This window comes from Yersinia proxima, from assembly GCF_902170785.1.
Lineage (GTDB): Bacteria > Pseudomonadota > Gammaproteobacteria > Enterobacterales > Enterobacteriaceae > Yersinia > Yersinia proxima.
Genome location: NZ_CABHYG010000019.1, coordinates 1 through 25,257, shown reverse-complemented (window position 1 = coordinate 25,257; position 25,257 = coordinate 1). Strand labels below are relative to the sequence as shown.

The window sequence follows — 25,257 nt, the reverse complement described above, 5'->3', positions numbered from 1 at the left end:
TAAATGGCTAAGCTGACCAAGCGCATGCGCGTGATCCGTGACAAAGTTGATGTTACTAAGCAATATGATATCAACGAAGCTGTTGCCCTGCTGAAAGAGCTGGCTACTGCTAAATTCGTAGAAAGCGTGGACGTTGCCGTTAACCTCGGTATCGACGCACGTAAATCTGACCAGAACGTTCGTGGTGCAACTGTGTTGCCACACGGTACAGGCCGTTCAGTTCGTGTTGCTGTTTTCGCTCAGGGTGCAAACGCTGAAGCTGCGAAAGAAGCAGGCGCTGAATTGGTAGGTATGGAAGATCTGGCTGATCAAATCAAGAAAGGCGAAATGAACTTCGACGTTGTTATTGCTTCCCCAGATGCAATGCGCGTTGTTGGTCAATTGGGCCAAATCTTGGGTCCACGTGGCCTGATGCCTAACCCTAAAGTGGGTACTGTTACTCCTAACGTTGCTGAAGCAGTTAAGAACGCTAAAGCAGGTCAGGTTCGTTATCGCAACGATAAAAACGGTATTATCCACACTACCATTGGTAAAGTTGATTTCGACGCAGATAAGTTGAAAGAAAACTTAGAATCTCTGGTTGTTGCGCTGAAGCGTGCTAAACCTGCTACAGCGAAAGGCGTTTATATCAAGAAAATCAGCCTGTCCACCACCATGGGCGCCGGCGTTGCTATTGATCAAAGCGGCTTGTCAGCAGTAGTGAACTAATCACTATTTGCTTTTATCGCTTTACGTGGGCGTAAGGTTTGTCTAAAATCTTACGCCCATACTTCTGTTGATGGCTTATTTGTTAATCACAAATGTTCAATCGACAGAAAACAGAATTTTCGGTTGGAGCTTGGCCTTATCCAAGCCTCCGTCCAAGACCGCAGGTGTGTTGTAAAGCACTTAATTTCCTGCGTAGACGGTGACAGAACCTGAAGCATTTTTTTATTTTTTTGTTTATCAAGAATAAAAAAGAATGGTCTTTGCTGGATTCTGCTCACCGTGTTTCAACGCCCGTTCATTACAATTTAGTAATGTTTTGGGTGACGTGAGTTCCGGGGAATTAATCCCCGGTTAATCCAGGAGCAAGAACTAATGGCACTAAATCTTCAAGGCAAACAAGCGATTGTTGCTGAAGTTAAAGAAGTAGCCAAAGGTGCGCTGTCTGCGGTTGTTGCGGATTCTCGTGGCGTTACCGTTGATAAAATGACTGAACTGCGTAAAGCAGGTCGTGAAGCTGGCGTTCATATGCAAGTTGTTCGTAACACCTTGCTGCGTCGCATTGTTGAAGGCACTCCGTTCGAATGCCTGAAAGACACGTTTGTTGGTCCAACCTTGATTGCATTCTCTTCAGAACACCCGGGCGCAGCTGCTCGTCTGTTCAAAGCATTTGCTAAAGAAAATGCAAAATTTGAGGTTAAAGCAGCAGCCTTTGAAGGCGAGTTAATCCCTGCGGCTCAGATCGACCGCCTGGCAACTCTGCCAACCTACGAAGAAGCAATCGCACGTCTGATGGGAACCATGAAAGAAGCCGCTGCTGGCAAATTGGTTCGTACATTGGCTGCGCTGCGTGACCAGAAAGAAGCTGAAGCGGCTTAATTCGCCCTCTCTTTTTCAGTCATTGCTTTTTAACGTATAAACTATTTCTGTATTTTAGGAACACTTGTTATGTCAACTATCACTAAAGACCAAATTCTTGAAGGCGTTGCAGCTCTGTCTGTAATGGAAATCGTTGAACTGATCTCTGCTATGGAAGAGAAATTCGGCGTTTCAGCTGCTGCTGTTGCTGCAGGTCCTGCTGCTGCTGCTGAAGCTGTAGAAGAACAAACTGAATTCAACGTTGTTCTGGCTTCATTCGGCGACAACAAAGTTGCAGTTATCAAAGCTGTTCGCGGCGCAACTGGCCTGGGCTTGAAAGAAGCTAAAGACCTGGTTGAATCTGCACCTGCAGTTCTGAAAGAAGGCGTGAACAAAGACGAAGCTGAGTCTCTGAAAAAATCTCTGGAAGAAGCTGGTGCTTCTGTTGAGATCAAGTAAGTTAAGCTTTGAGTTCGCAGCCTGACTTATAGGCTGATGGCTGGTGACTTTTTAGTCATCAGCCTTTTTGCGCTGTAGGGCGTTAGTCGCATTTCACACTGTTTAGCGGCTAACTAACCCCTAATATTCCTTTCTATTGACGACTTAATATACTGCGTTCTCAGCTACGACCCACTCGGGTAGCTCGGTAGTTAAAGTAACGCGATGAAATGGTTTAAGAGTGATAGAAAAGAGTATTCCGAGGAGTGTTTCGACTTCTCGTTCTAAATAATAGTGTTGCACGACCTGTCCTGGTTTCAGGGCAGACAGAGTGGGTCGACTTTTCAGCGAGCTGAGGAACCCTATGGTTTACTCCTATACCGAGAAAAAACGTATTCGTAAGGATTTTGGTAAACGTCCACAAGTTTTGGACATACCTTATCTCCTTTCTATCCAACTTGACTCGTTCCAGAAATTTATCGAGCAAGATCCTGAAGGGCAGTACGGTCTGGAAGCAGCATTCCGTTCTGTTTTTCCAATCCAGAGCTACAGCGGCAATTCGGAGCTGCAATACGTTAGCTACCGTCTTGGTGAGCCAGTATTTGACGTCAAAGAGTGCCAGATCCGTGGTGTGACTTATTCCGCACCGCTGCGCGTAAAACTGCGCCTGGTCATCTATGAGCGCGAAGCCCCGGAAGGTACGGTCAAAGACATCAAAGAACAAGAAGTCTACATGGGTGAAATTCCACTCATGACCGAAAACGGTACCTTTGTCATTAATGGTACTGAGAGGGTTATCGTATCTCAGCTGCATCGTAGTCCTGGCGTATTCTTTGACAGCGATAAGGGTAAAACCCATTCATCGGGTAAAGTGCTGTATAACGCACGTATCATCCCTTACCGCGGTTCATGGTTAGATTTCGAGTTTGACCCGAAAGACAACCTGTTTGTCCGTATTGACCGTCGTCGTAAGTTGCCGGCAACCATCATTCTGCGTGCATTGAATTTCACCACTGCACAGATCCTGGATCTGTTCTTTGAAAAAGTGGTCTTTGAGATTCGTGACAACAAGCTGCAGATGGAATTGGTTCCTGAGCGCCTGCGCGGTGAAACGGCATCCTTTGATATTGAAGCGAATGGCAAAGTTTACGTCGAGAAAGCGCGTCGTATTACTGCTCGTCATATTCGCCAGCTTGAAAAAGACGGCATTGATCGCATCGAAGTTCCGGTTGAATACATTGCCGGTAAAGTGGTCGCTAAAGACTACATCGATGAGAACACTGGTGAGCTTATCTGTGCAGCCAACATGGAGCTGTCACTGGATTTGCTGGCTAAACTGAGCCAGGCCGGTCACAAGCAAATTGAAACACTGTTCACCAACGACCTGGATCACGGTGCTTATATCTCCGAGACCCTGCGTGTTGACCCAACCAGCGATCGTCTGAGCGCTTTGGTTGAGATCTACCGTATGATGCGTCCTGGTGAGCCACCAACACGTGAAGCAGCTGAAAACCTGTTTGAGAACCTGTTCTTCTCTGAAGACCGCTATGATTTATCAGCGGTTGGCCGGATGAAGTTCAACCGTTCACTGCTGCGCGACGAGATCGAAGGTTCCGGTATCCTGAGCAAAGAAGACATCACTGAAGTGATGAAGAAGCTCATCGATATCCGTAACGGTAAAGGCGAAGTGGATGATATTGACCACTTAGGCAACCGTCGTATTCGTTCCGTTGGTGAAATGGCTGAAAACCAGTTCCGTGTTGGTCTGGTTCGTGTTGAGCGTGCAGTTAAAGAGCGTTTGTCTCTGGGCGACCTCGACACGCTGATGCCTCAGGACATGATCAACGCCAAGCCTATTTCGGCTGCGGTGAAAGAGTTCTTTGGTTCCAGCCAGTTGTCACAATTTATGGACCAGAACAACCCGTTGTCTGAGATTACGCATAAACGCCGTATCTCTGCATTGGGCCCGGGCGGTTTGACCCGTGAACGTGCTGGCTTTGAAGTTCGAGACGTACACCCGACTCACTACGGTCGCGTATGTCCAATCGAAACGCCAGAAGGTCCAAACATCGGTCTGATCAACTCCTTGTCCGTGTACGCACAGACCAACGAGTATGGTTTCCTGGAAACTCCTTATCGTCGCGTGCGCGATGGTGTGGTGACCGATGAAATTAACTATCTGTCTGCTATTGAAGAAGGCAACTTCGTTATCGCTCAGGCGAACTCCAACCTGGACGAAGATGGCCGCTTCATTGAAGACTTGGTCACTTGTCGTAGCAAAGGCGAATCAAGCCTGTTCAGCCGCGATCAAGTTGACTACATGGACGTTTCCACTCAACAGGTGGTGTCCGTTGGTGCTTCTCTGATTCCGTTCCTGGAACACGATGACGCCAACCGCGCCTTGATGGGTGCGAACATGCAACGTCAGGCAGTTCCTACTCTGCGTGCTGATAAGCCGTTGGTAGGTACTGGTATGGAACGTGCGGTAGCGGTTGACTCAGGGGTAACCTCTGTAGCCAAACGTGGCGGTACTGTTCAGTACGTAGATGCATCCCGTATCGTGATTAAAGTTAACGAAGACGAGATGTATCCGGGCGAAGCAGGTATTGATATTTATAACCTGACCAAATACACCCGTTCTAACCAGAACACCTGTATCAACCAGATGCCGTGTGTGAATTTGGGTGAGCCAATCGAGCGCGGTGACGTGCTGGCAGATGGCCCATCTACAGACCTGGGCGAACTGGCATTGGGTCAGAACATGCGCGTAGCGTTCATGCCTTGGAACGGTTACAACTTCGAAGACTCCATCTTGGTCTCCGAGCGCGTGGTGCAAGAAGATCGCTTCACAACTATCCACATTCAGGAACTGGCATGTGTGTCTCGTGACACCAAGTTGGGGCCAGAAGAGATCACTGCTGACATCCCGAACGTGGGTGAAGCTGCGCTCTCCAAACTGGATGAATCCGGTATCGTGTATATCGGTGCTGAAGTGACTGGTGGTGACATTCTGGTTGGTAAGGTAACACCTAAAGGTGAAACCCAACTGACGCCAGAAGAGAAGCTGTTACGTGCGATCTTCGGTGAGAAAGCGTCTGATGTTAAAGACTCTTCTCTGCGTGTACCAAACGGTGTTTCCGGTACGGTTATTGATGTACAAGTCTTTACTCGCGACGGCGTAGAAAAAGACAAACGTGCATTGGAAATCGAAGAGATGCAACTGAAGCAGGCTAAGAAAGACCTGACGGAAGAGTTGCAGATCCTGGAAGCTGGCCTGTTTGCACGTATCCATGCAGTACTGGTTTCTGGTGGCATCGAAGCTGACAAGCTGAGCAAATTACCACGTGACCGCTGGCTGGAACTTGGCCTGACTGACGAAGACAAGCAAAACCAGCTGGAACAGTTGGCAGAGCAGTACGACGAAATGAAATCCGAATTCGAGAAGAAGATGGATGCCAAGCGTCGTAAGATCACCCAAGGTGATGATTTAGCACCAGGCGTGCTGAAGATCGTCAAGGTGTATCTGGCCGTTAAACGTCAGATTCAACCGGGTGACAAGATGGCCGGTCGTCACGGTAACAAAGGTGTTATCTCTAAGATTAACCCGATCGAAGATATGCCTTACGATGAAAACGGTACGCCGGTAGACATCGTTCTGAACCCACTGGGCGTACCATCGCGTATGAACATCGGTCAGATTTTGGAAACCCACTTAGGGATGGCAGCGAAAGGCATCGGCGAGAAAATCAACGCCATGCTGAAGAAGCAGGAAGAAGTTGCCAAACTGCGTGAGTTCATCCAGAAAGCCTACGATCTGGGCGATAGCGTTTGTCAGAAAGTTGATCTGAGCACCTTCACCGATGATGAAGTATTGCGTCTGGCTGAGAACCTGAAAAAAGGTATGCCAATCGCAACACCAGTCTTCGATGGTGCGACAGAGAAAGAAATCAAGGAACTGTTACAGCTGGGTGGCCTGCCAACTTCTGGTCAGATTACTCTGTTTGACGGCCGTACCGGCGAGCAATTCGAACGTCAGGTTACTGTCGGCTACATGTACATGCTGAAACTGAACCACTTGGTTGATGACAAGATGCATGCGCGTTCTACCGGTTCTTACAGCCTGGTTACTCAGCAGCCGCTGGGTGGTAAGGCTCAGTTCGGTGGTCAGCGCTTCGGTGAGATGGAAGTGTGGGCGTTGGAGGCTTATGGCGCCGCGTACACATTGCAGGAAATGCTTACCGTCAAGTCCGACGATGTAAACGGCCGTACCAAGATGTACAAAAACATCGTGGATGGCGATCACCGTATGGAACCAGGCATGCCGGAGTCCTTCAACGTATTGTTGAAAGAAATCCGCTCGCTGGGCATCAATATCGAGCTGGAAGAAGAGTAATTCTTCGCCAGACGGCAAGCTCTCATAGCCGGGGGTTTGCTGGTGGTTCGCACTGGTCACAGGGGCGCTCAAACTTAGGTTTTTATATGCTTAGGTTTGAGCGCCTATCAGGTCTAACTCCGACAGGAGCCAATCCGTGAAAGACTTATTAAAGTTTCTGAAAGCGCAAACTAAGACCGAAGAGTTTGATGCGATCAAAATTGCTCTGGCCTCGCCAGACATGATCCGTTCCTGGTCATTCGGTGAAGTTAAAAAGCCGGAAACCATTAACTACCGTACGTTCAAACCAGAACGTGACGGCCTTTTCTGCGCCCGTATCTTTGGCCCAGTAAAAGATTACGAATGCCTGTGCGGTAAGTACAAGCGTTTGAAACACCGCGGTGTTATTTGTGAGAAATGCGGCGTTGAAGTGACTCAAACCAAAGTACGCCGTGAGCGTATGGGTCACATCGAACTGGCTTCTCCGACTGCGCACATCTGGTTCCTGAAATCGCTGCCATCCCGCATCGGTTTGCTGCTGGATATGCCATTACGTGACATCGAACGTGTACTGTACTTCGAATCCTATGTGGTTGTTGAAGGCGGTATGACCAACCTGGAACGTCGTCAGATCCTGACTGAAGAGCAGTATCTGGACGCGTTGGAAGAGTTTGGTGATGAGTTCGACGCGAAAATGGGCGCCGAAGCTATTCAGGCCTTGTTGAAAAACATGGATCTGGAAGCAGAGTGCGAGATCCTGCGCGAAGAATTGAACGAAACAAATTCTGAAACCAAGCGTAAGAAGCTGACCAAGCGTATCAAGTTGCTGGAAGCGTTCGTACAGTCTGGCAACAAGCCAGAGTGGATGATCCTGACCGTGCTGCCTGTGCTGCCGCCAGATCTGCGTCCATTGGTTCCGTTGGATGGCGGTCGTTTTGCGACTTCTGATCTGAACGATTTGTATCGTCGCGTGATCAACCGTAACAACCGTCTGAAACGCCTGCTGGACTTGGCTGCTCCGGACATCATCGTGCGCAACGAAAAGCGTATGCTGCAAGAAGCAGTAGATGCATTGCTGGATAACGGCCGTCGCGGTCGTGCGATTACCGGCTCTAACAAGCGTCCGTTGAAGTCACTGGCTGACATGATCAAAGGTAAGCAAGGTCGTTTCCGTCAGAACTTGCTGGGTAAACGTGTTGACTACTCAGGCCGTTCGGTTATTACCGTTGGTCCATACCTGCGTCTGCATCAGTGCGGTCTGCCGAAGAAAATGGCTCTTGAGCTGTTCAAACCGTTCATCTACGGCAAGCTGGAATTGCGTGGTCTTGCTACCACCATTAAAGCCGCCAAGAAGATGGTTGAGCGTGAAGAAGCGGTTGTTTGGGATATCCTGGATGAAGTTATCCGCGAACACCCAGTGCTGCTGAACCGTGCACCAACCCTTCACCGTTTGGGTATCCAGGCGTTTGAACCGGTTCTGATCGAAGGTAAAGCAATCCAGTTGCACCCACTGGTTTGTGCGGCATATAACGCCGACTTCGATGGTGACCAAATGGCTGTTCACGTACCGCTGACACTGGAAGCTCAGTTAGAAGCACGTGCGTTGATGATGTCTACCAACAACATCCTGTCACCAGCGAACGGCGAGCCAATCATCGTTCCTTCTCAGGACGTTGTATTGGGTCTGTATTACATGACCCGTGACTGTGTTAACGCCAAAGGCGAAGGCATGGTACTGACTGGCCCGAAAGAAGCTGAGCGTATTTATCGCGCCGGCCTGGCATCTCTGCATGCGCGGGTAAAAGTCCGTATTACTGAAGAAATTCGTAATACCGAAGGCGAAAGCACTTCGCGTACCAGCATTATCGATACGACTGTAGGTCGTGCTATTTTGTGGATGATCGTCCCGAAAGGCCTGCCTTACTCTATCGTTAACCAGCCGCTGGGCAAAAAAGCTATCTCCAAGATGCTGAACACCTGTTACCGCATCCTGGGCTTGAAGCCAACGGTTATCTTTGCTGACCAGATCATGTACACCGGTTTTGCTTACGCAGCACGCTCAGGCGCCTCTGTAGGTATCGATGACATGGTTATCCCAGAAGCGAAAGCAGGGATCATCGAAGAAGCTGAAACTGAAGTTGCCGAGATCCAGGAACAGTTCCAATCCGGTCTGGTAACAGCAGGCGAACGTTATAACAAAGTGATCGATATCTGGGCCGCGGCTAACGAACGTGTTGCCAAGGCGATGATGGATAACTTGTCTGTAGAAGATGTTGTCAACCGTGACGGCGTTGTCGAACAGCAAGTGTCATTCAACAGCATCTTTATGATGGCCGACTCCGGTGCGCGTGGTTCTGCTGCACAGATTCGTCAGCTGGCAGGGATGCGTGGTCTGATGGCTAAGCCAGATGGCTCGATCATTGAAACGCCAATCACCGCGAACTTCCGTGAAGGTTTGAACGTACTTCAGTACTTCATCTCAACCCACGGTGCGCGTAAAGGTTTGGCGGATACCGCATTGAAAACTGCGAACTCCGGTTACCTGACCCGTCGTTTAGTTGACGTGGCACAGGATCTGGTCGTAACCGAAGACGATTGTGGTACCCATAACGGTATCGTGATGACCCCGGTTATCGAAGGTGGTGATGTTAAAGAACCACTGCGCGATCGCGTTCTGGGTCGTGTGACCGCTGAAGAAGTTATCAAGCCGGGTACGGCTGATATTCTGGTTCCGCGTAACACCCTGTTGGACGAAAAATGGTGTGATCTGTTAGAAGAAAACTCCGTCGACAGCGTTAAAGTTCGTTCAGTCGTAAGCTGTGAAACTGACTTTGGTGTGTGTGCAAACTGCTATGGTCGCGACCTGGCACGTGGTCACATCATCAACAAAGGTGAAGCGGTTGGTGTTATTGCAGCACAGTCCATCGGTGAGCCGGGTACCCAGCTTACGATGCGTACGTTCCACATCGGTGGTGCGGCATCTCGTGCGGCAGCGGAGTCCAGCATTCAGGTTAAGAACAAAGGCAGCTTGAAACTGAGCAACGTCAAGTTCGTTACCAATGCAGCGGGCAAGCTGGTTATTACTTCTCGTAATACCGAGCTGAAACTGATCGACGAATTCGGCCGTACTAAAGAAAGCTACAAAGTGCCTTACGGTGCTGTAATGGCTAAAGGCGATGGCGCAGAAGTCCAGGGCGGCGAAACCGTTGCTAATTGGGATCCGCACATCATGCCAGTTGTGACCGAAGTGAGCGGTTTCATCCGCTTCGCGGACATGATTGACGGCCAGACCATTACACGCCAGACCGACGAACTGACTGGTTTGTCTTCTCTGGTAGTACTGGACAGCGCAGAGCGTACCGGTAGCGGTAAAGACCTGCGTCCGGCACTGAAAATCGTTGATGCCAAAGGCGACGACGTATTGATCCCAGGTACCGATATGCCTGCTCAATACTTCCTGCCAGGTAAAGCGATTGTACAGCTGGAAGACGGTATTCAGATCGGTGCGGGTGATACCCTGGCGCGTATTCCTCAGGAATCAAGCGGTACCAAGGATATTACCGGTGGTCTGCCACGTGTTGCTGACTTGTTCGAAGCACGTCGTCCGAAAGAGCCTGCAATCCTGGCTGAAATCAGCGGGATCATCTCGTTCGGTAAAGAGACCAAAGGCAAGCGCCGTCTGGTTATCTCACCGTTGGATGGTAGCGATGCATATGAAGAGATGATTCCGAAATGGCGTCAGCTCAACGTGTTCGAAGGTGAAATTGTAGAACGCGGTGACGTAGTTTCCGACGGCCCAGAATCTCCACACGACATTCTGCGTCTGCGTGGCGTTCACGCGGTAACTCGTTACATCACCAACGAAGTGCAGGAAGTTTACCGTCTGCAAGGCGTTAAGATTAACGATAAACACATCGAAGTTATCGTTCGTCAGATGCTGCGTAAAGGCACCATCGTTGATGCAGGTAGCACCGACTTCCTGGAAGGCGAGCAGGCAGAAATGTCTCGCGTTAAAATCGCTAACCGTAAGCTGGCAGCTGAAGGCAAAATCGAGGCTACGTTCACACGTGACCTGCTGGGTATCACCAAGGCATCCTTGGCGACCGAGTCCTTCATCTCTGCGGCTTCGTTCCAGGAAACCACGCGCGTTCTTACTGAAGCGGCAGTTGCCGGTAAACGTGATGAACTGCGTGGCCTGAAAGAGAACGTTATCGTGGGCCGTCTGATCCCAGCCGGTACCGGTTACGCTTATCATCAGGATCGTATGCGCCGTAAAGCTCTGGGTGAAGCACCAGTGGTTCCGCAAGTGAGTGCGGACGAAGCGACTGCTAACCTGGCTGAATTGCTCAACGCCGGTTTCGGTAACAGCAAAGACTAATCTCTTTGTTCGTCACCAACGTAAAAACCGCTCCTTTCGGGGCGGTTTTTTTTTGCTTATTCTTCAGAAAGAAAGTACGAAGTTTATGGGGATATACGCCCGAAATGGCGATCCCAATCCTTCCATACTGGTTGTAGCCCTGCCAGCGTTAGTGCTTGAGCCACCTGCTCCGGCGTTCGATTATCATGGGGGGAAAATTGCTCAAGCTCTGGATGATCATCGGCATATCCGCCCGGCTGTGTTTTCGACCCCGCACTGACATTATTTATCGCCAGCGGAATCACGTTATCGCGGAAGAATGGTGATTCACGAGTCGAGAGTGACAGCTCCACATCCGGCGCAAACAGGCGGAAAGCGCAAATCAGTTGCAGCAATTGTGGTTCACTCATCAGAGAAGCGGGCTCAATTCCCCCGGCACACGGGCGTAAACGTGGGAATGAAATTGAGTAGCGACTCTGCCAATAAGTTTGTTGCAGATAAAACAGATGCTCCGCCAGCATGTAGCAGTCGGTGCGCCAACTGCTCGACAAGCCAATCAACGCACCTAATCCGATCTTATCGATCCCCGCGCGTCCCAGGCGATCAGGGGTTGCCAGCCGCCAATGAAAATCCTGTTTATGGCCGCGCAAATGGTGTTGCTGATAAGTAGCCGGATGATAAGTTTCTTGATAAACCATCACGCCATCCAATCCCAGTGTTTTGAGTTCTGCATACTCTTCTTCTGCCAATGGTTGAACTTCCATCATCAGCGAGCTGAATTGATTGCGAATAGTTGGAAAATGACGGCGGAAATAATCCATTCCCACTTTTGCCTGATGCTCACCGGTGACCAGTAGCAAGTGTTCGAAACCCAGTGCTTTGATGGCTTCACACTCACGGATGATTTCAGTTTCATCCAATGTTTTGCGCTTGATGCGATTACTCATCGAGAAACCGCAGTAAGTACAATCATTAGCGCACAGATTGGAAAGATAAAGCGGCACATAAAAACTGACGGTATTACCAAAACGCTGGCGCGTCAGCTGTTGGGCTTTCTGCGCCATTGGCTCCAGATAAGCCAGAGCCGCAGGTGAAATCAATGCCATGAGATCTTCACGACTGGGTTTTACCGCGTGAATAGCTCGCTCAACATCTGCGGTGGTTTTACTGTTAATGCGCAGAGAAATATCATCCCAATTCAATTGTTGCCAGCGCTGGCTGAACTCTTCAGACATGATTTTCTTCCTCAAGCTGGCTAAGAAAACCGGTCAGTGGGCTGGTGGCTATTGCCCTATCAAATTGTTGGTTACCAAGCCCTGCCTGGCGCGCCAATTCGCCAGACTCCATCGCTAAGCGAAATGCATGAGCCATTTGTACCGGTGAGCGAGCAACCGCAATCGCGGTATTCACGAGAACAGCATCAGCGCCTAGTTCTATAGCTTCAAGTGCATGGCTTGGCGCACCAATACCGGCATCAACTACCACTGGCACTTTGGCCTGTTCGATAATAATTTGCAGAAAATCGCGAGTGCGTAATCCCAAATTTGATCCAATAGGTGCCCCCAATGGCATGACGGCAGCACAGCCGACTTCTTCCAGTCGTTTACACAATACCGGGTCTGCGCCGCAGTAAGGCAGAACCACAAATCCCTCTTTCACCAGTATTTCGGCGGCTTTCAGGGTTTCTATTGGATCGGGCAGCAAATACTTCACATCCGGATGAATTTCCAGTTTTACCCAATGGGTTCCTAGTGCTTCACGTGCCAGACGCGCGGCGAAAATAGCTTCTTGCGCAGTTTTTGCTCCAGATGTATTAGGCAGTAAGCGCACGCCTAGCTGGCGCAATGGCGCAAGAATGGCATCATTACCGGCCTGGAGATCCACCCGCTTCATTGCCATGGTGATCAGTTGTGAACCGGAGGCGCGTAGTGCTTCCAGCATCAATTCAGCCGTGGCAAATTTGCCCGTACCGGTAAATAAACGTGAGGTAAAAGTGGTATCGGCGATCTTCAGCATGTCAGCCTCCGGCAATGGCTTGGAATAGCAAAATGTTGTCACCCTCGTGCAACTGATACTCTTCCCAGTCAGTTCGCGGAATGATGACCTGATTGACCGCCAGCGCGGTTCCCGGCTGGTGGCGGTTCAGTTGTTGGAGCAACTTTTCAACGGTTATGGTGCATTCCACCTCAAGTGGCTGATCATTAAGCACAATGTTCATATGATCACTGTTCACTGTGAGCCTCCACAGACAGGGCAATGCTTTGCTTGCGTCAGTTGCAAGGTGCTCCAGCTTTGCTGCTTGCCATCGAATAAGCGCAACTTCCCGCTCAATGCTGACGGAAGACCAGCCAACATTTTGATGGCTTCCAGCGCTTGTAAGGTGCCGATAACGCCGACCACCGGCCCCAAAACACCAGATGTACGGCAGTTGCGCTGCGGCAGTTCTTTATCAGGATAAAGGCAGGCGTAGCAACCGTGGGAAAAAGGCGGTTCAATCACCAGTAGTTGTCCGCTAAACCCCACAGCACTGCCGCTGATTAAGGGTTTTTGTGCTGTGATACAGGCGGCGTTCACCTGATGGCGGGTTTCCATGTTGTCACTGCAATCGAGTACCAAATCAGTGTTCGCCACCGCATCAGCCAATGCCGCATCTGCCAGCCGGGTATCGAAGGTGACAATCTCAACCAGCGGATTAAGATTTAGCAAATGACGCTGGGCTAACCGCACTTTAGTTTGGTTGCTGGCAGAGGTTTGGTTGATATCGGCGGTACGGTACAGGATTTGGCGCTGTAAATTGGTCAGATCCAATTGGTCATCATCAGCCAGTAATAATTTGCCGATACCAGCGGCCGCCAAATAGAGTGCGGCAGGGGAGCCAAGGCCACCCAGACCGATGATCAACACGCGGGCACTTTTCAGCTTCAATTGGCCCTCCGGGCCAATATCCTCCAGCAACAACTGGCGGCTGTAGCGCAAAAATTCACTGTCACTCAGCTCATGCTCGTTTAGCATCGCTCAGCTCCTTACTCTCAATCAGACGTAGTAATTGTGCCGTGGCTTGTTGCCAATCCTCTGCTTGAGTAATGGCGCTAACGACAGCCACACTGCCCACGCCGGTTGCCAATACGGCGGGGACTCGCTCAATACTGATGCCACCGATAGCGACGGTGGGGTAGTCCGGCGTGTTTTCCACCATCTGCTTGAGTACCGCCAGCCCCTGAGGGGATGATGGCATTTGCTTGGTTTGGGTCGGGAAGATATGACCCATTGCAATGTAAGAAGGCCGCACAGCTTTAGCTATCGCCAGTTCGTGCTCATCGTGGGTAGATACCCCGAGCCGCAATCCGGCTTGTTGTATGGCGGCCAAATCAGTGGTCTCCAAATCTTCCTGTCCCAGATGCACACCGTAAGCGCCATGCTTAATCGCCAGCCGCCAGTAATCATTAATAAATAAGCGTGCTCGATAGCGTTTGCCCAATTCAATTGCTGCGACAATATCCTGTTCTACCTGAGCATCATCTAAATCCTTGATACGTAATTGGATAGTGGTTACCCCCGCCGCCAGCAGGCGTTCTATCCATAGCACAGAATCGACGACCGGATACAGGCCAAGGCGCGGTGCGGTCGGCGGAAAGCCCTTCCGGGCTGAGAAGAGTGGTGTATCAGATGGTTTCATTATCAGCCTCCGCTTTCAGGTTCGCCGGGCTGAGATGTGATTTACTGATATACAACTCACTGCCACGAGAGCGGAACTCAGCTGACATCTGATCCATACCCGATTGCAGTACTTCAATGGGTTGAGCAGCGGCCTGTTCTTGCCTGGCTGCATAATCTCTCACTTCTTGCGAAATCTTCATCGAACAGAACTTCGGCCCACACATAGAGCAAAAGTGAGCGACTTTGCCGGATTCTTGTGGCAGGGTTTCATCGTGATAGGCCCGTGCGGTTTCAGGATCGAGGGCCAAATTGAACTGATCTTCCCAGCGGAATTCAAAGCGAGCTTTCGACATGGCGTTGTCGCGGATCTGCGCGCCGGGATGGCCTTTGGCCAGATCAGCGGCATGGGCTGCGATTTTATAGGTGATAAGACCCTGTTTTACATCTTCTTTATTGGGAAGCCCAAGATGCTCTTTGGGGGTGACGTAACACAGCATGGCACAACCGAACCAGCCAATCATAGCCGCACCGATACCGGAGGTGAAATGGTCATAGCCGGGGGCAATATCCGTGGTCAACGGGCCTAAGGTATAAAATGGTGCTTCGTGGCAATGCTCCAACTCTTCGGTCATATTGCGGCGAATCATCTGCATTGGCACATGCCCAGGGCCTTCTATCATCACCTGCACATCATATTCCCAGGCAATTTTGGTCAATTCTCCCAAGGTATGCAGTTCAGCAAACTGGGCTTCATCATTGGCATCCTGGATAGAACCAGGGCGCAGGCCATCACCAAGTGATAATGAAACATCATAGGCGGCACAAATCTGGCAAATTTCGCGGAAATGCTGGTACAGGAAGTTTTCCTGATGATGAGAAAGGCACCATTTCGCCATAATCGACCCGCCACGAGAGACAATACCGGTCAGCCGTTTGGCGGTCATCGGCACATAGCGCAGCAGTACGCCAGCATGAATGGTGAAGTAATCGACACCTTGTTCAGCCTGCTCTAGCAAGGTGTCACGGAACATTTCCCACGTCAGGTTTTCTGCCACTCCATTCACTTTTTCCAGCGCTTGATAGATAGGGACAGTGCCAATAGGAACCGGGCTATTACGCAGTATCCATTCACGGGTTTCATGAATATAGCGGCCAGTGGACAAGTCCATCACGGTGTCAGCACCCCAGCGGGTAGACCACACCAGTTTTTCCACTTCTTCCTCAATGGAAGAGGTCACAGCAGAGTTACCGATGTTGGCGTTTACTTTCACTAAAAAGTTACGACCAATAATCATTGGTTCAGATTCGGGGTGGTTAATATTTGCAGGAATGATGGCCCGCCCCGCAGCAACTTCCTGTCGGACAAATTCTGCGGTGATATTGTCGGGCAGCTGCGCACCAAATGCTTGCCCCGGATGCTGCTGGCGCAAGACTTCGCCGCGAATACGTTCACGCCCCATACTTTCTCGCAGCGCGATAAATTCCATTTCTGGGGTGATGATCCCTTGGCGTGCGTAATGTAATTGAGTAACACATTTGCCTTCGACGGCTTTCTTCGGGCGGGGAAGATGCTCAAAACGCAAATGATCCAAACCTTCATCAGCCAAACGTTGTTGGGTAAAACCAGAGCTAACGGCAGTCAGTGCCGCGGTATCCTGACGATCGGCTATCCAGCTATCGCGTAATTTGGGCAAACCAGCGTGGACATCCAGTTTAGCGCTGGGGTCGCCATAAGGGCCGGAGGTGTCATACACCGGAATGGCTTCGTTATCTTCATAGCGAGGATCGTCTTTTCCGCCGCCGATCAATGTTGGGCTGAGTTGGATCTCGCGCATTGGCACTTGAATATCGGGCCGCGAGCCTTGCAGATAAATACGTTGTGAGTTGGGGAAAGTGACACCTTGCAAGGTATCAATAAACGCCTGGGCTTGTTCACGTTGCTGTTTACGTGAAATGGATTGGCGTGGAATAGAGTGGCGTGGACGTGATGAATCTTTAGCGGTTGTATGATTAAAAATTGTATTATTAGACATAGCAATTCCTACCAATGTGGTTATAGAGCCAATGTGGTTTATAGGGAAAATTGCTTGTCTGGAGCTTGGCGGGAGTAACGATGTTGGCCAGTGACCGGCAGCCACCTGTAAGGGGAATGCCGAGCCTGTAGCGATAAATTACTCTTGTTCCCTTCGCGGGTATTAACCCGATCAGGTTCCGCGGATCCCGAATTAACGGTCTCAGCCTGCGTTTGCTTTCGTAAGAAAACAGGTGCTAGGCACTCCGACAAGAGTCCTTACTATACGAGGTTGCATTAAAACTACAAGCCCATGCTGATCAGTGGGCTATTTTACTTGCCCTGCTTGATCCACTGACTGAGCAGCTTGCCATGACTCTGCAGCCCATTGAATAAGCTGATCTTCCAGCCGAAAACGAGCATCAAGCGCTTCACCGATATCGGACAGAGCTTGTTGAAACTCGGTGCAGCTATCGTCATCGATCTCAATGTTTGTATAACGATCATGGAATGCCATGATAGTTTGGGTGTTATTTTTTAAAGCGGGATAAACTTTGGTCGTCAGAGCCATTTTCGGGCTGGACGCACCTTCTACCTGTTTGATAATTCTGTCGTAGATATGGAAGTGTCCGGAGGAGAGATAATCCACCAGATTATGGCAAAAGTTCTCCAGCGCTTTTTCATTAAGCGGGGTATGCTTTCCTTTTTGTGGCTTAATACCGATCACTGTGCAATACGAGACTAAAAGTTCTTTACGTGCATGAAGCCATTGATCAATTAATTCATTACTGCCGCCAACGCGTTGAGTCAGGCTTTCTAGTCGGTTAAGCATGAGATCGACTCCGTGAAGTAATAATGGGTTACAAAAATGTAACAAGCCGGATTCTAGATTGCCAGTGAAGTCGAGGTTGTGCAACAACGATATGGAACTACAACTTACAGGTAAAGAAAGTGGCTGGTGGATTGTCAGCCATGAAAACAAATTATGGTTACCAAAAGGGGAGTTACCACAAGGTAATGCAGCTAATTGGTCATTACAGGGCGCGACCGCAAGACAGATTGGTGAATGGCAAGGGCAGGCGGTTTGGCTTATTCGCCAGATGATGTCTACGGATATGGGATCAGTGCGGCAATTGTTGGATGTCGATCGCGGTTTGTTCCAATTAGCGGGCCGTGGCGTGCAATTAGCCGAGTTTTACCGCTCTCACCGCTATTGTGGCTATTGTGGGCATCAAATGCATGCCAGTCGTACCGAGTGGGCTTGTCTGTGCAATCACTGCCGTGAACGTTATTACCCACAAATTGCCCCGTGCGTGATTGTTGCCATTCGCCGCGGTGATGAGATTTTATTGGCACAACATGTTCGCCATCGTGGTGGTATTAACACGGTGTTAGCCGGGTTTGTTGAAGTGGGGGAGACGTTGGAACAGGCGGTATCCCGCGAAGTGCTGGAAGAAAGTAATATCCACATTAAGAACTTGCGCTACGTGACATCGCAGCCGTGGCCATTCCCGCACTCACTGATGATGGCATTTATGGCGGAATATGACAGCGGTGAGCTGCGACACGATCCTAAAGAGCTGCTGAATGCCGGTTGGTATCGCTATGATCAATTGCCATTGTTGCCACCACCAGGCACCGTGGCACGTCGGCTGATTGAAGATACCGTCGTATTATGTCGCGAAGAGCAGTTCGACGGTGGAGAATAGCTAAAAAACCGCCTTTAGCCGCCACAGGAAAGTATCATCCGGCATGCTACAATGCGTGCAGATAATCAAGGGAGCTTTATCATGAATGAGTTGAAAAACGATCGCTATCTGCGTGCTTTGCTACGCCAGCCAGTAGATGTCACTCCGGTGTGGATGATGCGCCAGGCCGGTCGCTATTTGCCTGAGTATAAAGCCACCCGTGCGATTGCCGGGGATTTTATGTCGCTGTGCAAAAATGCTGAATTGGCCTGTGAAGTGACGATGCAGCCGTTGCGTCGTTATCCGCTGGATGCCGCGATTCTGTTTTCCGACATTCTGACCATTCCTGATGCTATGGGGTTGGGGTTGTACTTTGAAACCGGCGAAGGCCCGCGTTTTCAATCTCCAATTACCTGTCGTGCAGATGTTGAAAAGCTCCCTATTCCCGATCCTGAGCAGGAATTGGGTTATGTCATGAATGCGGTGAGAACCATCCGCCGTGAGTTGGCCGGTGCGGTGCCATTAATTGGCTTCTCCGGCAGCCCATGGACATTGGCGACTTATATGGTTGAAGGCGGCAGCAGCAAGGCCTTCACCAAATTGAAAAAAATGATGTATGCCGAGCCGCAAACGTTGCATCTGTTGCTGGATAAATTGGCTGACAGTGTCATTTTGTATCTCAATGCTCAAATCAAAGCTGGCGCGCAATCTGTGATGATCTTCGATACCTGGGGCGGGGTACTTACCGGACGTGATTATGCAGAATTCTCTTTGAATTACATGCATAAAATCGTTGACGGCTTGATCCGCGAAAACGACGGGCGTCGGGTTCCTGTGACCTTGTTCACCAAAGGCGGCGGACAATGGTTGGAAGCGATGGCCGCCACCGGCTGTGATGCTTTGGGACTGGATTGGACCACGGATATTGCCGATGCGCGCCGACGGGTAGGTGACAAAGTTGCTCTACAAGGCAATATGGACCCTTCCATTCTTTATGCGCCCGCTGCGCGTATCGAGGAAGAAGTCAGTACAATTCTGGCCGGTTTTGGTCAGGGTGAAGGGCATGTATTTAATCTGGGCCACGGTATCCATCAGGATGTCCCACCAGAACATGCGGGTGCTTTTGTTAAAGCGGTACATGCGTTATCAAAGCCTTATCACCAAAAGTAATTAATGGGGAGAGCGTATTATTAAATGGTAGATACCAAAGCGTTACGGGCAGAACAGCTGCAACGCGCATCTGAAATTAGCCTTCAAGATGATATCGCAAGTGAGTCAGTACGCTTTATCGCGGGAGCAGATGTTGGTTTTGAGCAGCAGGGGGAAGTGACCCGTGCTGCGATTGCCGTTTTACGTTACCCCTCACTCGAATTGGTAGAATATCAGGTTGCCCGCGTGGCAACTTCACTGCCGTATATCCCCGGTTTACTCTCTTTTCGTGAATGTCCTGCATTATTAGCCGCTTGGACGCAGTTACAACAACGGCCTCAACTGGTTTTTGTTGATGGGCAGGGGATAGCGCATCCCCGCCGTTTAGGGGTTGCCAGCCATTTTGGTTTGTTGGTTGATATCCCGACTATTGGTGTTGCCAAAAGCCGTTTGTGCGGGCATTTTGAGCCGCTGGGCAGCGATAACGGCGCATTGCAGCCTTTGGTTGATGCCGATGAGCAGCTAGGTTGGGTATGGCGCAGCAAAAACCGTTGTAATCCGCTATTTATTTCGCCCGGCCACCGGGTGAGTATTGGCAGTGCATTAGAGTGGGTTCAGCATTGCATGGCGGGTTACCGTTTGCCGGAGCCGACACGTTGGGCCGATGCTATCGCGTCAAACCGCCCGCAATTTCAGCGGTGGGTGCGGAAAAATCCTGATTTGCTTGGCAAGCATAGGGATATGATTTAATTTCGGGTACACTGCCGCGCAGATAATGAATAATGAGAACTCATAATGATACGTAATCCGATTCATCTACGTCTCGAAAAGCTGGAAAGTTGGCAACACCTGACTTTCATGGCTTGCCTGTGCGAGCGGATGTATCCCAACTATCAGCAATTTTGCCTGGAAACCGGGTTTGGTGATCCAGCTGTTTACCGACGTATTCTGGATCTTATCTGGGAAACATTGGTGGTAAAAGACGCTAAGGTTAATTTTGATAGCCAATTAGAGAAGCTGGAAGAGGCAATACCTTCCGCCGATGACTATGCTATCTACGGTGTTTACCCCGCTATCGATGCCTGTATTGCTTTAAGTGAAGCTATTCATTCGCGTTTGAGTGGTGAAACGTTAGAACATGCTATCGCTATTAGCGAAACGTCAATCCGTACCGTTGCGATGCTGGAAATGACATTGGCTGGCAAAGAAATGACCGATGAAGAACTGAAAATCTTGCCCGCGATTGAAGAAGAATGGGATATCCAATGGGAGATTTTCCGCCTGTTAGCTGGCTGCGAAGAGCGCGACCTGGATCTGATTAAAGGGTTACGTTCTGACCTACGGGAAGCGGCTGTTAGCAACATTGGCATAAATTTAACGCAATAAGGCAAGAAAACGTGATTTAACGCCTGATTTGTCACGTCTTAAGGCTTCACATCTGCCCCCTGTCTGTTCTACATTTGGGGGGCGAAAAAAAGTGGCTATCGGTGCGTGTATGCAGGAGAGTGCTGTCAATCGGCATATCCGTCGCACTCGATGCTTTGCAAACGATAAACACACTGTAAGGATAACTTATGAATAAGACTCAACTGATTGACGTAATCGCGGACAAAGCGGACCTTTCTAAAGCTCAAGCAAAAGCGGCTTTGGAATCCACACTGGCTGCAATTACCGAATCTCTGAAAGAGGGTGATGCAGTACAATTGGTTGGTTTTGGTACTTTCAAAGTAAACCATCGTAATGAGCGCACTGGCCGCAACCCACAAACCGGTAAAGAAATCAAAATTGCTGCAGCTAATGTGCCAGCGTTTGTTTCTGGTAAGGCATTGAAAGACGCTGTTAAATCTTAATAGTGTGTCAGTGAAAATAATAAACGGGGGGGTGGCAAAGCCCCTTTTGTTTATGCAGCGGGTGCTGATGACCCTCGGTCTAGCCTTTGGTCTCAGCGCCTGTAGCAGTCAGTCCGGCTCCCCTCAATTCAGTGCCAGCGGTTATATCGCCGACAGCGGTGTAGTGCGTTTATGGCGTCAGGATAATGCACAACAGCAGCCGCAAGTGCTGATGAGCGTTTATAGCCCCTACTCCGGGGGGAATACTCGTGTGACCTTCTATGAATATCAAAATGGCGTATTGTGGGAAATCCGGCGTAATGATCTGGGTGATGACCCACAAAGTGTCGAGCTACGTTTTGATGAGCAAGGGCAGGTCAGCTTTATGCAACGCCAACTGGCAACTCGGCGCGAGCAACTCTCGGTTGATAATATTGCGGTTTATCAATTGGAAGCTAAACGAATCCTGGAACTGAGCAGCGCGCTGCGTGCCGGTAACGTTCAGTTAATTCAGGGGCGTTGGCAAGATGGCATCGTGACAACCTGTGCTGGGAAAAAGTTGCGGCTGAATCTTGATGACAATTCGCAAGCATGGTTGAGTAAACGGGGCGCGAATAGCGCAGAACCATTGGGTGTCGCGTGGCTGGATTCATCGGAAGGACAGCAATTGCTATTGGTAGCTAATCAGGATTTTTGTCGTTGGGAGCCTAAATCAGGCAGTTTATAAGAAAAGGGGCACAACAAACGGTACCCCCTTGAAAGACTTAATACTTGTTTACCGCGAGCAATTATTTTTCTCGGGCAATCGCCCGATAGCCAATGTCCTTACGACAGAACATACCTTCCCACTGAATCTTCTCAGCGAGCTTATAAGCATGTTGCTGTGCCTGTGCAACCGTAGCTCCGAGCGCCGTCACACACAACACGCGTCCACCACTGGTCACGACATTATTATTGCTGTCTAGCTTGGTTCCAGCATGGAATACTTTGCCATCAGCTACTTCCTGCTGTGGTAGCCCATGAATGATATCACCCTGACGGTAATCCGCTGGATAGCCACCTGCGGCCAGAACCACACCCAGTGACGGGCGATCATCCCAGTCAGAAGTTTTCTCGTTCAACTGGCCTTGTGTGCCAGCTAAACATAGTTCAACCAAATCTGAGCGCATACGCAACATGATGGGTTGGGTTTCCGGGTCACCAAAACGGCAGTTGAATTCGATAACCTTTGGTTGCCCATCGGCGGAGATCATCAAACCCGCATAAAGAAAACCGGTGTAAACATTGCCTTCTGCTGCCATACCACGCACGGTGGGCCAGATAACCTGATCCATGACTCGCTGATGGACTTCATCCGTGACAACTGGTGCCGGAGAATAAGCGCCCATGCCGCCGGTATTCGGGCCGGTATCACCATCACCAACGCGCTTATGATCCTGGCTGGTGGCCATCGGTAACACGTTTTCGCCATCAACCATCACAATAAAGCTGGCTTCTTCACCATCGAGAAACTCTTCCACCACGATACGGTGACCGGCATCACCAAACGCATTGCCAGCCAGCATGTCATGAACTGCGGTTTCTGCCTCTTCCAGCGTCATCGCGACAATTACACCTTTACCGGCAGCCAGTCCATCAGCTTTAATCACGATTGGCGCACCAATTTTGCGCACATAAGCTAACGCCGGTTCTACCTCGGTAAAGTTCTGGTAAAACGCGGTAGGAATATTATGGCGGGCCAGGAAATCTTTGGTGAAAGCCTTAGAACCTTCCAATTGAGCTGCGGCTTGCGTCGGGCCAAAAATAGCCAGACCCGCCTCGCGAAAAGCATCGACCACACCGATCACTAACGGGGCTTCTGGGCCGACGATAGTCAGGCCAATGTCGTGGCTTTGCGCAAATGCCAGTAAACCGGCAATGTCGGTGGCGGCGATATCGACATTTTCTAGTCTGGGTTCCAGAGCCGTGCCAGCATTACCCGGCGCGACATAGATCTTATCTGCTAAAGGTGACTGTGCTGCTTTCCAGCCAAGCGCATGCTCGCGCCCGCCATTGCCAATAATCAAAATATTCATCTGATGACTCCGTTAAGCGGGTTAATTAATGGCGGAAATGGCGCATGTCGGTAAAAATCATGGCAATACCGTGCTCATCAGCTGCAGCAATGACTTCATCGTCACGAATAGAACCACCCGGTTGGATGACGCAGGTGATCCCGACAGCTGCTGCCGCATCAATACCGTCGCGGAATGGGAAGAAAGCATCAGAAGCCATGGCAGATCCTGCTACTTCTAAACCTTCATCTGCCGCTTTGATACCGGCTATTTTGGCTGAATACACTCGGCTCATCTGGCCAGCACCTATGCCGATAGTCATATTGTCGCGCGCATAAACAATGGCATTAGATTTAACGAACTTGGCGACTTTCCAGCAGAACAGCGCATCACGCAGCTCTTGCTCGGTCGGCTGGCGTTTGGATACCACACGTAAATCCGCCTCAGTCACCATGCCCAAATCGCGGTCTTGCACTAACAAGCCACCATTGACACGTTTGAAGTCCAGGCCGGCAGAACGTTCTTGCCACTGGCCACAAGTCAGTACACGGACATTTTGTTTTGCGGCTAACAGCGCTAAAGATTCAGCACTGACAGATGGGGCAATAATCACTTCAACAAATTGACGGCTGATAATGGCGCTGGCCGTTTCGGCATCCAACTCGCGGTTGAAGGCGATGATGCCACCGAAAGCTGACGTTGGGTCAGTTTTATAGGCTTTGTCATAGGCGGCCAGCAGAGAGTCAGCAATTGCCACGCCACAGGGGTTGGCATGTTTGACGATCACACAAGCCGGTTCGCTAAACTCTTTCACACATTCAAGTGCAGCATCGGTATCAGCAATATTGTTATAAGAGAGGGCCTTGCCTTGTAATTGCTGTGCGGTGGCCACTGATGCTTCTTTCACATCTTCTTCTATATAGAAGGCGGCTTGCTGGTGGCTGTTCTCACCGTAACGCATATCCTGTTTCTTTATATAGTTAAGATTCAGGGTGCGAGGGAAACGGCCAGATGGTTGCTCGGTATCACCATAATAAGGTGGCACCAATGCGCCGAAGTAGTTGGCAATCATGCTGTCGTAGGCAGCTGTATGTTCGAAGGCTTTGATCGCCAGGTTGAAACGGGTTGGGTACGTCAATGAACCATCATTCTCGTCCAGCTCGGCAATAATTGCTGGGTAGTCGCTGCTCTTAACGACAATGGCGACATCTTTATGATTCTTGGCCGCAGAGCGCACCATGGTTGGGCCACCGATGTCGATATTCTCAACGGCGTCTTCCAATGAACAATCCGGGCGGGCCACGGTTTGGGCAAAGGGATATAAATTAACGACTACAATATCGATTGGCTGAATATCATGTTGAGCCATGATTCCATCATCCTGGCCGCGACGGCCTAAAATGCCGCCATGTACTTTGGGATGCAAAGTCTTAACGCGTCCGTCCATCATTTCCGGGAAACCGGTGTAGTCAGACACTTCGGTGACAGGCAGACCTGCATCAGCCAGCAGGCGGGCAGTGCCGCCGGTGGAAAGTAACTCGATACCACGTTGTGAAAGTGCAGTGGCGAATTCGATGATACCAGCTTTGTCAGACACACTGAGCAGAGCACGGCGGATTGGGCGGCGTTGTTGCATGGTTTTATCCCTTGGCTTTGGAGTCGCAGTTGTTCTTCGCAATCAATCAATAGAGCGTTACGTGAATCTCTTCTATCTATATAAGGAGAAAAACAGATTCAGATAACATCCCAATAGCGAGAAATGCCAGCCAGTGGCAACTTTCATGTGAGACCGACCTCTCTACAGCATCAAAATACGCTTTATCGCGGGCGGTATTGCCTCATTTTATAAAAACCACGTCATGTCATCGATATTTTGCCCGCGAGGTCACTCTTTTTCGACGCGGGGAATTGTAGCGAAAACGATTGCGTGATGCTCGTCAATTTTGAGAACAGTTTCAATCTGTGGATAAGTTTGTGCACAACAGGGTATAAGGCGGGGTTTTGCTGTGGAATGCAGCAAACAGTCATTTTTATTGAAATTAGCGGTTGCGGGCGGCTGAGAACTCCCTATAATGCGCATCCATCGAGACGGCACACAACGAATCAAGTAGTTAAGTGACCGGCAAAGAGAACAGAGAA

Annotated in this window: 20 protein-coding genes and 1 riboswitch; of the genes, 11 read left to right on the top strand and 9 right to left on the bottom strand. The window is 50.0% G+C overall.

Annotated features, from left to right (window positions below; all coding sequences use genetic code 11):
* Window positions 1-3: 3 nt before the first annotated feature.
* From rplA to rpoC, 5 genes are all read left to right on the top strand, one after another.
* The gene (rplA, locus tag FTB31_RS18945) at window positions 4-708 is read left to right on the top strand and encodes a 50S ribosomal protein L1 (protein ID WP_050078934.1); all 705 of its coding nucleotides are present in this window, start codon (window positions 4-6) and stop codon (window positions 706-708) included.
* Between the two features lie 372 nt (window positions 709-1,080).
* Complete coding sequence (rplJ, locus tag FTB31_RS18940; RefSeq protein ID WP_050078935.1) at window positions 1,081-1,584, top strand: 50S ribosomal protein L10; 504 nt, start codon at window positions 1,081-1,083, stop codon at window positions 1,582-1,584.
* A 69-nt stretch (window positions 1,585-1,653) separates the two neighbouring features.
* Complete coding sequence (gene rplL / locus FTB31_RS18935) at window positions 1,654-2,022, top strand: 50S ribosomal protein L7/L12 (protein ID WP_004876762.1); 369 nt, start codon at window positions 1,654-1,656, stop codon at window positions 2,020-2,022.
* Between the two features lie 343 nt (window positions 2,023-2,365).
* Window positions 2,366-6,394 (top strand): DNA-directed RNA polymerase subunit beta, encoded by a 4,029-nt coding sequence (gene rpoB / locus FTB31_RS18930; RefSeq protein ID WP_005175701.1) that lies wholly within the window; start codon window positions 2,366-2,368, stop codon window positions 6,392-6,394.
* 136 nt (window positions 6,395-6,530) lie between these two features.
* Window positions 6,531-10,751 carry a DNA-directed RNA polymerase subunit beta' gene (gene rpoC / locus FTB31_RS18925; protein WP_227720519.1) on the top strand — a complete coding sequence of 1,407 codons (4,221 nt, stop codon included), beginning with the start codon at window positions 6,531-6,533 and terminating at the stop codon, window positions 10,749-10,751.
* Between the two features lie 83 nt (window positions 10,752-10,834).
* Here rpoC and thiH read toward each other — a convergent pair whose 3' ends face one another.
* The 7 genes from thiH to FTB31_RS18890 all read right to left on the bottom strand — a co-directional run bounded on the left by thiH (window position 10,835) and on the right by FTB31_RS18890 (window position 17,230).
* Window positions 10,835-11,965 (bottom strand): 2-iminoacetate synthase ThiH, encoded by a 1,131-nt coding sequence (thiH, locus tag FTB31_RS18920; RefSeq protein ID WP_227720520.1) that lies wholly within the window; start codon window positions 11,963-11,965, stop codon window positions 10,835-10,837.
* Window positions 11,958-12,746 (bottom strand): thiazole synthase, encoded by a 789-nt coding sequence (locus FTB31_RS18915; RefSeq protein ID WP_227720521.1) that lies wholly within the window; start codon window positions 12,744-12,746, stop codon window positions 11,958-11,960. The genes thiH and FTB31_RS18915 overlap by 8 nt, the downstream gene beginning before the upstream one ends.
* A gap of 1 nt (window position 12,747) precedes the next feature.
* On the bottom strand, window positions 12,748-12,948 hold the full coding sequence (gene thiS, locus FTB31_RS18910; protein WP_400189464.1) for a sulfur carrier protein ThiS: 201 nt from the start codon (window positions 12,946-12,948) through the stop codon (window positions 12,748-12,750).
* An 11-nt stretch (window positions 12,949-12,959) separates the two neighbouring features.
* A complete protein-coding gene (locus FTB31_RS18905; protein WP_077175643.1) occupies window positions 12,960-13,742 on the bottom strand; it encodes a HesA/MoeB/ThiF family protein in 783 nt (260 codons plus the stop codon).
* Window positions 13,726-14,406 (bottom strand): thiamine phosphate synthase, encoded by a 681-nt coding sequence (thiE, locus tag FTB31_RS18900; RefSeq protein WP_077295858.1) that lies wholly within the window; start codon window positions 14,404-14,406, stop codon window positions 13,726-13,728. Before thiE ends, FTB31_RS18905 begins: the two co-directional genes overlap by 17 nt.
* Window positions 14,393-16,420, bottom strand: coding sequence for a phosphomethylpyrimidine synthase ThiC (gene thiC, locus FTB31_RS18895; protein ID WP_227729852.1), 2,028 nt, complete (start codon window positions 16,418-16,420; stop codon window positions 14,393-14,395). The genes thiE and thiC overlap by 14 nt, the downstream gene beginning before the upstream one ends.
* A gap of 131 nt (window positions 16,421-16,551) precedes the next feature.
* A riboswitch (TPP riboswitch) is annotated at window positions 16,552-16,677 on the bottom strand.
* A gap of 49 nt (window positions 16,678-16,726) precedes the next feature.
* Window positions 16,727-17,230, bottom strand: coding sequence for an Rsd/AlgQ family anti-sigma factor (locus tag FTB31_RS18890; RefSeq protein ID WP_019080245.1), 504 nt, complete (start codon window positions 17,228-17,230; stop codon window positions 16,727-16,729).
* Between the two features lie 91 nt (window positions 17,231-17,321).
* On the opposite strand from FTB31_RS18890, the gene nudC reads away from it, so the two are divergent.
* The 6 genes from nudC (at window position 17,322) to FTB31_RS18860 (ending at window position 21,791) form a co-directional block, all read left to right on the top strand.
* Entirely contained in the window at window positions 17,322-18,107 is a 786-nt protein-coding gene (nudC, locus tag FTB31_RS18885; protein WP_050078943.1) for an NAD(+) diphosphatase, read from the top strand.
* A gap of 81 nt (window positions 18,108-18,188) precedes the next feature.
* Window positions 18,189-19,256, top strand: a complete 1,068-nt coding sequence (gene hemE / locus FTB31_RS18880) for a uroporphyrinogen decarboxylase (protein WP_077175650.1) — start codon at window positions 18,189-18,191, stop codon at window positions 19,254-19,256.
* Window positions 19,257-19,280: 24 nt separating this feature from the next.
* Window positions 19,281-19,985 carry a deoxyribonuclease V gene (gene nfi / locus FTB31_RS18875; protein ID WP_050078944.1) on the top strand — a complete coding sequence of 235 codons (705 nt, stop codon included), beginning with the start codon at window positions 19,281-19,283 and terminating at the stop codon, window positions 19,983-19,985.
* 45 nt (window positions 19,986-20,030) lie between these two features.
* A complete protein-coding gene (locus FTB31_RS18870) occupies window positions 20,031-20,621 on the top strand; it encodes a YjaG family protein (RefSeq protein WP_227731697.1) in 591 nt (196 codons plus the stop codon).
* A gap of 188 nt (window positions 20,622-20,809) precedes the next feature.
* Entirely contained in the window at window positions 20,810-21,085 is a 276-nt protein-coding gene (gene hupA / locus FTB31_RS18865) for a nucleoid-associated protein HU-alpha (RefSeq protein WP_005166072.1), read from the top strand.
* A gap of 52 nt (window positions 21,086-21,137) precedes the next feature.
* The gene (locus FTB31_RS18860) at window positions 21,138-21,791 is read left to right on the top strand and encodes a DUF1481 domain-containing protein (protein WP_227731698.1); all 654 of its coding nucleotides are present in this window, start codon (window positions 21,138-21,140) and stop codon (window positions 21,789-21,791) included.
* A gap of 61 nt (window positions 21,792-21,852) precedes the next feature.
* Here the strand turns inward: FTB31_RS18860 and purD are convergent, their stop codons facing one another.
* A complete protein-coding gene (purD, locus tag FTB31_RS18855) occupies window positions 21,853-23,139 on the bottom strand; it encodes a phosphoribosylamine--glycine ligase (protein WP_077175648.1) in 1,287 nt (428 codons plus the stop codon).
* 25 nt (window positions 23,140-23,164) lie between these two features.
* Window positions 23,165-24,754, bottom strand: a complete 1,590-nt coding sequence (gene purH, locus FTB31_RS18850) for a bifunctional phosphoribosylaminoimidazolecarboxamide formyltransferase/IMP cyclohydrolase (RefSeq protein ID WP_050078947.1) — start codon at window positions 24,752-24,754, stop codon at window positions 23,165-23,167.
* Window positions 24,755-25,257 lie beyond the last annotated feature (503 nt).